Annotated in this window: 8 protein-coding genes; 2 read left to right on the top strand and 6 right to left on the bottom strand. The window is 37.3% G+C overall.

Translation table 11 applies throughout. From position 1 onward, the window contains the following. Positions 1-9: 9 nt before the first annotated feature. Both NC99_RS22735 and NC99_RS17040 read left to right on the top strand, forming a co-directional pair. Positions 10-153 carry a hypothetical protein gene (locus tag NC99_RS22735; protein ID WP_394330549.1) on the top strand — a complete coding sequence of 48 codons (144 nt, stop codon included), beginning with the start codon at positions 10-12 and terminating at the stop codon, positions 151-153. Between the two features lie 30 nt (positions 154-183). Further along, positions 184-1140, top strand: coding sequence for a relaxase/mobilization nuclease domain-containing protein (locus tag NC99_RS17040; protein ID WP_053186523.1), 957 nt, complete (start codon positions 184-186; stop codon positions 1138-1140). 1012 nt (positions 1141-2152) lie between these two features. Here NC99_RS17040 and NC99_RS17030 read toward each other — a convergent pair. The 6 genes from NC99_RS17030 to NC99_RS17005 form a co-directional block, all read right to left on the bottom strand. Further along, a complete protein-coding gene (locus tag NC99_RS17030; protein WP_053186519.1) occupies positions 2153-2977 on the bottom strand; it encodes a hypothetical protein in 825 nt (274 codons plus the stop codon). A gap of 3 nt (positions 2978-2980) precedes the next feature. Beyond that, positions 2981-4597, bottom strand: a complete 1617-nt coding sequence (locus tag NC99_RS17025; RefSeq protein WP_053186515.1) for a class I SAM-dependent methyltransferase — start codon at positions 4595-4597, stop codon at positions 2981-2983. A 324-nt stretch (positions 4598-4921) separates the two neighbouring features. Beyond that, positions 4922-6343 carry a UvrD-helicase domain-containing protein gene (locus NC99_RS17020; protein WP_053186511.1) on the bottom strand — a complete coding sequence of 474 codons (1422 nt, stop codon included), beginning with the start codon at positions 6341-6343 and terminating at the stop codon, positions 4922-4924. Continuing rightward, positions 6336-8021 (bottom strand): ATP-dependent nuclease, encoded by a 1686-nt coding sequence (locus NC99_RS17015; RefSeq protein WP_053186508.1) that lies wholly within the window; start codon positions 8019-8021, stop codon positions 6336-6338. Before NC99_RS17015 ends, NC99_RS17020 begins: the two co-directional genes overlap by 8 nt. A 10-nt stretch (positions 8022-8031) precedes the next feature. Then, positions 8032-10710, bottom strand: coding sequence for a DEAD/DEAH box helicase (locus NC99_RS17010; RefSeq protein WP_053186505.1), 2679 nt, complete (start codon positions 10708-10710; stop codon positions 8032-8034). After that, the coding region (locus NC99_RS17005; RefSeq protein ID WP_053186502.1) for a site-specific DNA-methyltransferase at positions 10703-12005 on the bottom strand (1303 nt) is incomplete at its 5' end. The genes NC99_RS17005 and NC99_RS17010, both read right to left, overlap by 8 nt.

Raw genomic sequence — 12005 nt, 5'->3', positions numbered from 1 at the left:
CTAAATAAGATCGGGGTCAACCTGAACCAGCTCTCGAAGCGCATGAATTCGTTTGCCGGGTACCGGGTGGACGACAATGATCGACAGCTTTTAAAACAGGCTTTTGAGATGATGCGGAATTGTCTGGTCCTGCTTCAAAAGTATCTGCGTTGATTGGTTGCCGAACCGAATAATTGAAAGATCATGGTCATTAAGATTCACCAAGCCTGCAGCACAAAAAATGCGTTGTTTTACAATGAGCGGAAAGTTGAACGGCATAAGGCCTCTTTTTATCACAGTCAAAACATGCCGGTTGTCAATCCGTTCATGGGGGATAAGAACGACCGTTACCGGATTTTCAAGGAAATTGAAGATCGTAATACCCGGGTTCGAAAGCCTGGATTGCATCTATCCGTAAACCCGACAGTTAGTGATTTGGTCCGGCTGGGTGGTGTCGGGATCAGGACTGAGATCGATAACCTGATGAACCACCTGGGATACGGAAACCAACCGTACTTTGTCTATAAACATGCGGACATCGATCGGCTACATTTTCATATCGTTTCCACTCGTATCGATTGTGATACCGGCAAAAAAATCAAAGATAGTTACGAAAAGGAAAAGACACAGCGGTTTATCAAAGGACTGGAGCAGAAATACCAGCTAACCAAGGATGATCCGCAGGAAAAATTAAACTATCGGTTTTCCGGTTCCAGCAAAAATCTGAAACAAAACCTGGAAAACTTATTTGCTCAGCTCAACCGGATGGTGTTTATCTCCTCGAAAGAACTGTATGACCAGGCACTGGGACTGTTTCAGGTGGAGATCAGAAAAGCTGGGAGAGGTCACTTGGTTTTTGTGACGGATGAGAACGGAAATCCGGTGCGGCATCCGGTGAGGATGAGCGATTTTGAGGAGAGGCCGAGGTTTTATCTGTCAAGGCAAGAATTGTTGTCTCAGGATCAGTTCAAAAAGAATTCTTCTGAGACGGTGTCGAAACAAAATATAAATGGAGTGGCTATGAGTACATTAAAATCATTGATTATTAAGGAGCTGATTTGGCAAATGCGGGCTCAAATAGATGGTGATTCTTTAAGCAAGTATAAAAGACATAAAATGAAAAATCGGCTAAAAAAACAAAAAGGAGGCAAGCGACTGTAAATATCGAAACAATCGATTAGTGGGTTAACCTTTTTTTGAGTTTACTGATAATTTAATAAAGTGCTCCCAAGGTAATCTTTATCAACTTCTTTCAATAAACTAGAAATTGTGAGATTTTCAAAGAAGTGTATTGTAATTAATTGATACATATTTTTCTGAAGGAGTCATGTTTACTATTGTTTTTCTGAATCAGATAATACTTTTCTTATAAAAGCTGAAAACGTAACTTCACTGTAGTAATTTCTCTTGAATGAGATTATGTAAGATATAATTTTACTTTTCAATGTCTCTGTTATTGTAAAAGACAGTGGGACAAAATTCTCATCCTTATAATGCAATCTGTCATATCGATGATTTCTCCTAAAATTACGATAGTTATCCTCAATAATTATCCAGCAATATGAACTCAAACTTCTTCTGTTTTTTACAGAAAGCTTAAGCAATTCATCCCGAAGACTTTTAGGAACTCTTACCGAAATTGGGCATACTTTTTCTAAGTGCCTGTTATTATTCACTTTAGTGTTATATTGTATTAAGAGCTATACGAAGATACAATTTTGTCCTTTCGCAACCACCATTCTGACCTTACATTTAAGCGGTGGCAGCAGCGTATTGAAAATTTTTTAATTTTTTAATACGCGAGCCATGTGCAAAAAATCAAAAAAGAAAAAAAATCGGAAGAATAACAGGCAGGTGAAGATCTTTCTTTTTATTCTATTATTACAACTGATCCATACCGTTGCCGAGTCTTTGGTCATTTTTAAAAGTGAAACAGGCAATTATATTATTTTTCTAAAAATGATATCAGTAATTGTTTTGTTGCTGATATTTGCATTAGGGAATAAAACAATAAATCAAAGATTATAAGTATGTTGAGCACAATGCGAAAACCCTGAATTGGAGGGATGCGGGCAAAATCCCGTCTATTCGGATTATGCGGAAAACTCCATACCGAAAATAAGAGGTGCAATGTGTTTGGGAAGGAGTATTTCTGATTAATTAACAAATTAATTCAATGTCTCAGATGCTTCCAATTGGTGTTTTTTTTCCATTGCCAGGCACAGTTTGAAAATAGACAAGGATCAAAATATAATCTATCAATAATATTCAGAAATCTATTTGCTTTTAATAATCCTCCTGTATGTTCTGGCTCTATCGCAATTGTAAATCCCTGAAGTCGTTGAAATATCCATGATATAACAGGCCGTTCTATTTTAAACATTTCAATAACCTCTTTTTTCTTCATGTAGCTAAAATCTTTGCCTACACCATTAAGAGGATTATTTATTGTAAAGAAGTCAAGGTCAATGTCAAAGTACACATGATTTTCAGTGGATGATAATAAGTAGCGTTCTAAATTATCGTAATCATGAAATCTTTTTACTCTGTGCTTATTACCAAATTTATCCTCAAAAACTTGGTCTTTCCATCTGTTGGTAGTCCCTTGCTTACAATGAACGTATATATTTCCAATTAAATTGAGATATGCAGCTGCTATTATTTGTTCATCATTTATATGCGATAGGTTTGCCCAGGCATATAAAGAAACATCCTTGTTGGAAGACGTATCCAACTCATTGAGCCAATCTTTTTGTGTTTGTGTCGGCCATGCCAAATCTTGATGCCAATCAATTGTCACAAGGCATGGTAAATCTGAATGTTTCTTTTTCGCTAAAATATCTTTAGTCCATTTATTCCAAAAGAAAAAAGCGTAGCGATGCTCTTGAAATAAAGCTAGTTCAATTCCATTTCCTGTATTCAGAAAAGGGTGGGGTAAGCTTTGTACGATAGTACCCGGAGGGGTAATATATTTATCATTTCCGAAATGCAAATCCATAATCTATATGTCATCATTTAGATTTACCCTGTCAGAAAGCATCGCTTGTCCAAATTCATTTCCATAAACGCCTTCTATAAATCCCCATTTGAACAGTGAAGTATTTAGTTGAAAATGATTTCTTCGTATTCCGTCAATACACCCTCTTATGATAGTTTGGTTGGCAAGATTCTGAAAGAAGCTTTCCCATAAATCCAAAGTAGGCATGAAATCATACAGATATCTGCATTGGTCAAAAATGAAGACATTCGAATACATCGATGTTTCCTTAGCCTTGTATTTTAAAGACAGGTTTTTCCCGGCATGGGCAATATACGGATAACCATATAATCCGATTAAAAGTTCGACTAAAAGGTTTTTCATGGGAGTATCACAAGTAATACGCATGTGTCGGTCAAAAAAATCCAAAGCCATCATAGTTTCTTTTAATTTATCCCCACAGACATTATAAATAAAAGTTTTAAACCCCGTTTGAGCCTCTTCAAACCTTTTTAAAAGAGAACCTATATACAAAGCATCCTCTATTGTTATTTTTCTCCTATTACTATTTAAAAAAATGTTCAACGGATGATTTTTGGGAAAAGTTTCTCGTATAATTCTTGCCCAATTGAGCAGGGGATATGCATCAATAGCAAGTAAAAAATGCTGCACATTTCTTATAAAATCGTTTGTGGTATCAGCCTGGCATTCATAACTTCGGATTGATTTCAATTCTTTTGAGAGTAATTGTTCGTTAAGTAAATGATTACTCTGAACGGAGCCCAAAGAAGTCAACTGCCACATAGGAATAATTTCTGAACCTAATGTAGGTATAAAGGAAGTTATGAATTTGTCATAGTATTCAGGTAAATGAGAATTAATAAGTTGGCAGTACTCCTTGTAAAATTCTGTTTTTTCTGCTATGCCTCCAAATTCATCATCAGAAGCAGGATTATCAAGAGAATCCCTTGTTCCAAACCATGCTGCAAGAATTTCACCCCAATTATAGTTGTCTCCCGGTTCTGCAAAGTTTGTAATTAGTGCTGATAAACCTGATAATCTTTTATTGAGAAAGATTTGCTTTAAAGTTTCTAATGGAGATTGTTGAGGGGATAATATCGGAGAACACGCGTCAAAATAAATGATGTCAAATTCATGATTTGTTAATTCAAAAAATTCTGAAAGATTTCCTCTGTGAATTTTAATTTGAATGCCTGCGTTAACTAAAGATTTAACGGCCTTTTCATAAGTTGCTTTATCTGATTCGATAGCCCAAATATTTTCCAGCCGGATACCATTACTACATAGTACATCTATATCATTATATGGTTCAGGTCCTGATAGATATAATACTTTTAAATCATTAACAGATTTGGGTTTGCAATTACTATCATAAAATTTAGACCAACTTTCTTTGCCACCCCAAAAAAGCCAATTGTATTGATTCCGAAATTCAAAATCTAATTCATTCCATTCTTTAGTGCTAAATAACAGAGAATTAAAATGGTCTGTTATTTTTGAGAAATGTTCCTTCGTTAGTAAAAAAGATTGCTTTCTCTTGGTCGTTAAAGATTTGATAGCATGCTTTATAAGTTTTTCCCTGGATTTGTTTTTAATTTCCTGATTGTATTGATAATCCATAATAACGACCTATTCTTCTTTTGAAGGTTATTAAATCAATTAATGTAAAGTTACACGTTTATACCCTTTTCATCCTGTTTTTTTTAAGTGAAAATATAATCTTTCCATTCGCTTTGTCGGAATATAGGTTATACTTACAATCTGGGATATCATCCTTCGGTAATTCCTACTTATTTCCTATCCGGCTGGACAGAATTATTAAATCTCACATTTACTCCTTTAAATTGGTGATTTTGGCATAAAGGAGGGCTTATTTTTCAAAAAAGCGGGAATCTTTTCAGCAGATTTGAGAAATTAAAACCTGGAATATAGACACTACATACTTCAGCTAAATGAAATTTCCTCTCTGTCTGAGAATATTATCAATCGTCTTGATGCCCTTGTTAATGCCACATAAAAATTCTTAGGACATTCAAATCTTTGAGCGTTCAAAATGACAACAGTATCAAACTCTAATCCTTTAGTAAGAAGCGTAGAACCAATGCATTTACCTGATATCTTCCTTCCAATGTGTCTCTTTGAATCTCGAATTTCTTTCATCGACTCGAAAACCGTCTTTTTATTAATATTTGCTTGTTCGATGGCTTTTAATAAATCGGAGTAAAGTTCTCCTCGATAGCACTTGTTTTCCGGCAGCTGCTTTATTTGTTTTAGTGCATAGGCAATTGTTTTAAGCTGTATATTCTTGCTCAAGCTATCAAAAGCTTTTTTTAATGGTTCAATAAGCAGTTTAGCTTGAAAATCTCTTTTGCTTTTTAGTCTATTTTCTCCTAACCAATCATTTACCTTGCTTTTGCTAAATAGCATCAATGATATCTCTCGAATCGTTGAATAAATATTTGTATTGTCAGCCCCATCAATTTGTTTTGGCAAGGAATAAAATTCCCTGTCATCCATTGCTTCCACTAAATAGAAAGAATTATTAAAGGTTTTGACCAGTTTTGCTCTTGCATTTTTGTTGTGGCTAACTGGATGAATTATCAATAAGCTTTTTTCTTTTCCAATAATCTTGCGTAATTCAGCATTGTACTGCTCTCTAAAATCATATAGCTGGTTTTCAGCAAAGAAATGATTTTCAAAAGACGGAAAATCGGTCAGGAGGATAGGCTTTCTATGATTAATTTCTTTTCTTAATTTTAATAAGTCATCACCAAGGGCGTTATTTGTTTCTACCCACCTCCATGGCTTGCTCAACACACCAGTAAGTTTAAATTCATCAAGATCGGTATTGAAGTCCACTAAGTCTTCATTATTAAAATCAAAAATTCCTTGCAACGGGTCACCTAAAATATGAGTCGGTAAAATTTCTGATAACAAAGAAATAATTCGATGTTGGGATTTCGTGCAATCTTGGTATTCATCCACAAAAATACCAGAATGATTTGCTTTAATAACATTCCTAATCGCTTGTTTTTCAAATAATTCCATTGCAGCACTAATAATAAAAGGGAAATACTCTTCACTATCCTGTTCTGGGATATCTTGTTTTTTCACGAAAGCTTCCACATACTTTTGAGCAAAACCGCAAATGGTTTCCACTGTATAGGATGTCTTTACTCCTATTTTTTTAATTTTTTCTTTTATCGCAGCGACCCCCGCATTTGTATGGGTTAGAATTAGCTGATCATTTTTTGATAAGTTTAAACATTCAACGATGCAGTGTGTTTTACCATGACCTGCAGGAGCGATCACCAAGCTTTTGGATTCACTTATAAATGGTTTATATATCAAATCCGCCTCATTCATTATCAACCCATTTTGAAATATTTTCTAATATTGAAAAAAGTCTAGTGCCTGCCAGTTCTTCAATATTTTGATAAAAAATATTGCCTATCACTTCACCATGGTCGATTCTTTTAAACCATCCATTTTTATTGGATTTTGAAGCTAGACCAAGGGCTTTTCTGATCTTTTCATCATCCTGATTTAACCAGTCGTCTGGTAAGTTGCCTTCAAACTTACTTTCAACCGATTGTGTAATTCTTTCGAATGACATGTCTGGAAGTAAGTACTTAATTATATTCTGAATACCATTCCAATTCATGTCATTAAAAAGCTGTTGTTCAATTGCAAGCCCCTCTTCACAATCAAATATTTTAATATCAATGGCTTTTAACTCTTCCTTTGTGGGAGCAAGTTCTCCATCTTTATCAGAATCACAAAAAACACATGCTTTTTTGTTAAGTCTAACCAAAAGCTCTGCTCTTTTGGGAAAATTATTTCCTTCACCTAGTGTATAAACAATGCCGTTCTCAGAGAAGCTTGGCAGTCCAAGAGAAATTCTATATTCATCCACTGCCCTACAAATACCTAATTCTGTTTTCCCCTCGCAAACAATTACCTTCTTAGCATACATCGCTTCAGGACAAGCCCTTACAATGCTTTGAAATTCTTCATTGCATACGGTAAGTGAGCATACCCCACTCTCATTTTTTGCTAAATAAATATTTGATGCTTCTAGTTCCTCTATTACGTTCTGAGAATGAGTGGTCATAAATATTTGACCACGCCTTTTTTTCTGTAGACTTCTAATCAAATTTTTAATCCTGTCCGGCTCCAATCCCTGTTCGACCTCGTCCACCAAAACTATACCACCAGCAGCAGCAATTAAAGACTGAATAGACATTGACAATAATCTTTTTGAGCCTTTCCCTTTTTGCCTAAACGGAATTTGAGCGTCGTGTAAACAAACCCTATTATCTTTAATTGAAATGTCCCTAAAGTCTATTGTTGTGTTAGCATCTGACAACTTAATCCCGAAATCTTTTGAAGCTTTAACTACCTTTTCAATCACGTTTCTAAAGTCTTCAAATGAGTTCTCATCAATTTTCGTCTTTGCTTCACGCAAAGCCTCTAAAATTATATTCTTTTCTTCTGCAGTTTCGTGATCTAATTCAAGTTTGAGTAAAGAATACAAAGGTCGCCCTTTACCCCAAGAAAAATGATTATCTGTATAATCTGATATTAAAAATGAATTGAGTTTAGCTCTTGCATTCGCTGTAATTGGAATGGGTTCATTCCTTCCGTTTATTAAAGTCCAACTTGGCTCTAATTCTTTATCAATAAATAATCTAATCGTTATTGCAGGTTCTGATTTTTCACTAATTTCATCTTCAATAAACCTAGTTTCTAAATTAAAACCTCGAATTTGAAAACCATATTTACCTTTAAGAAGTGTCTCCGGCAAATCAATTAATGTAGCCAATATTTCTATTGGATTCTTGATGTCACAATTATAAAAGTCGCTGTCATATAATGTAATATTCCAATTTGATGAAAGCACATAAGAAATTGCATCAAGAATAGTGGTTTTCCCAGAATCTCCCCTCCCAACCAAACAGATAAATTTATTTGGAAAGAACTGATGATGAAACTCTTTAATTCCTCTAAAATTCTTTATTTCTAAACTATGAAGTAGTGCCATACTTTTTTATTTAGTCCTCAATAAACCGTAAGAAATAATCAAACCCGGTGGTTTGGGTTACTTCGTTGTGCGGAATCAAAATGTATTTCCAGGGCTTCCCGCCGTTGGCAGTTGTAAAAGCTGTAGCGTACTTACAGTATTTCTGCGCAGCCGCTTTTTTGCTGATTACGTCAGACACTTCCACCTGATCCAACATTTTTGTTTCTACCAGATAAATACAGTCTTCAGTTTCGACTACAAAGTCAGGGTAATACTGTTTGGAATTGTTTTTCCAGTAAATCCTGAATTGGTTCGGAGCCGGACGGAGCCATTTTTGAACTTTGCGGTCGTTTTCAAGAATGTACGAAAAGTCTTTCTCCGTTTTTGAGTCAAATTTGTATTCAAGGTGACAGGCTTTTTCAAATCCCCGGAAAACATATTTGGGGATTAAAATTGCGGGTGTAACCACTTCCCGGTAGTCTTTGTAGCCATTTGCCAAAGCCGAAAAGTTCCAGTCCTCTATTCGGACAAATGGCAATACTTTGGGTTCAATGTAGTCGGGTTCGCCAATTTTAAAGTTGGCTTTCATTTGGTCGTAAATTTTCCCGGCTATGATTTTCCGGTACTGCTTCACCAAAACCTGCAACACCCCTTTCTCTTCGACCTGCCGTTCAATAGTCCGAATTGCCTGGATGCTTAATTTGTGAAGCAGTTCTGCGTTTTCATCGTAGTCAATTTCCGGGTAGTTGATCAGTTCGCTGATAATTTGGTTCACCGGGGTTTCCCGTGAAAATGCCCCCTGCTGAACGCCGATGGTATCGACTTCGTTGTGTTTCAGTCCCCGCCGGATAATCTCCTCGTCCATTGCCTGAAACTCAAACCCTCTGCTGGTGTTCAGATCAAAGTTTTCAAACCAGACCTCAACATCATCCTGAACCAGATCCATTCGGGGAATCTCGATGGTGTTGTTCCGAACTTCCACCAAGGTCGCCTGGTACACTTTGGGAAGTTCTGTCTTAATTTCTTCTTTGAAAATACTTTGCTGCCCGGTTTCCAGTTTTTCAATGGCTTTTTGAATAACCATAGCCTGTACTTCTTTCTTTTCGTAATCCTTCAGCCCTTTGGTCTGGTAAGCAATTTCCGGTGAGCTGATCACATCGAGGATTAGTTTTTTAGCGTCATACGAATTCCGGGCTTCCTGTTTCCTGGTTTTATTCTGAATCGCGTCAATCCGCTTTTCCGCCTCCTGCATTTCCTTTTCCACTTTCGTAACCGAGGTTACCACAGTGGTTTTTGTCGAAAGGTCTTCCTCCGGGATTTCGATGTACGAAAGTTTATTCAACACTGAATTTGGATCTTGTGCCGCTTCAATAACTTTTTCGAAATTTTCGTGGGCAACTACGGTCAGTTTATCCACTTTGTCCACTCCGGTTCGTTCGCCGTTGTATGGGAGCCGGAGACCGCGCCCGATGGTTTGTTCGATCAACACGCTGGCGTTGGCAGCCCGTAGTGGAACGATGGTGTAAAGGTTGTTCACGTCCCAACCTTCTTTCAGCATATTCACGTGGATAACGATTTCGATTTCGTTGTCCAGGCTTTCCAGATCGACAAACTGGCGTTCGATCTCTTCCTCTCTCCGGGTGGATGAATCTATTTGAAGTACCTTGCCCTTAAATGCCCCTCTAAAAAAAGCATCGGAGTTGATGTAGTTGAAAACTTCGGTTGAATGGTTGATGTCGCGGCAAACCACTAGAATAAACGGTTTTACCATTTTCACCTTATTGTTCCGGGCATAAATCTCCAATTCGTTTTTTGTGTCCTGATGGATGCTGATCGCATCTTCCAGTTTTATGATCTCAACTTCCTTTTCGGATAACCCCTGCGGACGAAAATTTTTTCGTGTGGCAATTGCCGGATTTTTCACATACTTCCCATCTTCCAATGCCTGTGCCAACGAATATTCGTACACCACATTGCGGAAAGGGTTCCCTTTTTCGTCGATGGGTGTTGCGGTTAGCTCCAAGCCCAAAACAGGTTTTAGTTCGTTAATTGCACTTTTTGAAGCATCGGCGTGGTAGCGGTGCGCTTCGTCCATCAGGATGACCAGATCATCCAGATTGGACAGGTAATTCCAATATGATTCTCCAAGATATTCCGAAATTCTTTTGATCCGTGGTGCCATACCTTTTTCTTTTCCCCGGTTGGCTGCGCTTGCATCGCGATTGAATTTGGAAATATTGAAAATGTTGATCCTGATTTCACTGTCTTTGAACAGGCTTCCCATTTGGTTGTAGTTGTCGCCGGTGATGATAACCGGGCGGTTGTGCACAAACTCGGAAATGCCGTTAAAAACGTACTTGGCATAATTTGGATTCCCAAAATCTTCGATAAGTTTTTCGTAAATGGTAAGGTTGGGTGCCAATACGAAATAGTTCCGGATACCTTTTTCTAAATACAACCAGGCAATACATGCGCCCATCAACCGTGTTTTTCCTACTCCGGTTGCAATTGAAAAACAAAGCGATGGAAAATCCCGTTCAAAATCGACACACGAAGGGAAGTGAGATTTTACCTTTTCAATTTCAGCAGCCAGATAGATGTCTTTTTGAAGTTCCAGTTTGCCGGCAAGGTGAACAACCACATCCAAAGCCTCTTGCAACGGCACGCGGAGGGAAAGCCGCTGTTTGATGTATTGAGCTTTATTATTCATCTGTATCAAAAAAATTTATAATTCCTTGTTGGGTTGATTTCCTCTCTTCGGTTTCGTTCATTTCTGGTTCGTCTGTTTCATAAGATTCTTCGTCGAATGCTTCATCCCGGGGCATGTTTACAATGTTCAGGCTGTAATCGTCTTTGCCAAACTCGCATCTGCCCAGAAGCATTTGCGGAATTTTTTTTATGGTAATGTTGGAAAACCGATTATCGCATTCTTGCTGAAAAGCTTTGCAGGCAATCAGCAAACTTTCGTCGGGCTGCATCTCGTCTTTAATTTTGTCGAGAATCTCAACCGTAACAAATTGTGTGGTGGTATAAATAAAATCCTTTTCGCTACTTTTTCCCTGCTTCCAGTAAATATGCTCATCGGGGAAATACCGGAATCCTTCCTGTTTCGCTACGGCTGCGGCAACCATGGTTGGATTATATTCTTTACTCATTACCCAATTTCCAAAGCTGTCTTGATTTAAAAGCGAAGAGGCTAATTCATAAAATTTAAAGCCTCCTCCACCTTTCCAGTTTACAGATTTACTTATACCTCCCTGCTCTCCTTGAATAACTTTTTTAAGTCTTGGATGACAATGTGTTTTAGCATGTTCACCCAACTCAACCCCAATCCAGTGACGTGCCATCTTATGTGCAACAGCTGTTGTTGTACCAGATCCTAAGAATGAATCAAGAACAATATCGTTCTTATCTGTGCAAACTACTAACACTTTTTTTACTAGTGCCTCTGGCTTAGGCGTGTCAAATGCTTTGTATTGAAAAATTTTTTTTATTTCCTGTTTCGAAGTTCTGTTGCTGCCAACTTCATTATTAAACCATATTGTCTCAGGTGGAGTTCCTTTTGAGGATTCATGATATATCCGGTAATAAGCTGTATACCCATTCTTACTCTTTCCCCAGCCTATCCTGTGAGCCTCTTTTTTAATCTTTTCCAAACCCCATCTCCATCTACCCTCAGAACCATCTTGTCTCATAGGATATACTTGTGTTCCGTCCGGTGCGATAATAGGGAAAAACATACTAGGTCTGTCTTCTCTTCGGTCTTCTCCTCCCATCGCTCTCAGAGGCTTTAAGTAGTATGGATTACCTTCCTCATCAACTCTATCATAATGAGATGGGATTTCACCGTCACTAATCCTGTTTATTTTAAAAGCCTTAATGCTTTTTGCATACACAAGGATATGATCATGTCTTGAAGAAAAGAGATTTGCATCCATTCTTGGACTATCTGATTTTTCCCAAATCACATTTGTAATGAAATTCTGTGGATATGCAACAGAAAGC

The organism is Sunxiuqinia dokdonensis (assembly GCF_001270965.1).
GTDB lineage: Bacteria > Bacteroidota > Bacteroidia > Bacteroidales > Prolixibacteraceae > Sunxiuqinia > Sunxiuqinia dokdonensis.
The sequence above is the reverse complement of the archived record's forward strand: the minus strand, read 5'-3'. Positions and strand labels throughout refer to the sequence as shown.

Coding starts and splice junctions, on each gene's coding strand:
- NC99_RS17040 (WP_053186523.1), top strand. CDS start 184: ATGGTCATTAAGATTCACCAAGCCTGCAGCACAAAAAATGCGTTGTTT.
- NC99_RS17030 (WP_053186519.1), bottom strand. CDS start 2,977: ATGGATTTGCATTTCGGAAATGATAAATATATTACCCCTCCGGGTACT.
- NC99_RS17025 (WP_053186515.1), bottom strand. CDS start 4,597: ATGGATTATCAATACAATCAGGAAATTAAAAACAAATCCAGGGAAAAA.
- NC99_RS17020 (WP_053186511.1), bottom strand. CDS start 6,343: ATGAATGAGGCGGATTTGATATATAAACCATTTATAAGTGAATCCAAA.
- NC99_RS17015 (WP_053186508.1), bottom strand. CDS start 8,021: ATGGCACTACTTCATAGTTTAGAAATAAAGAATTTTAGAGGAATTAAA.
- NC99_RS17010 (WP_053186505.1), bottom strand. CDS start 10,710: ATGAATAATAAAGCTCAATACATCAAACAGCGGCTTTCCCTCCGCGTG.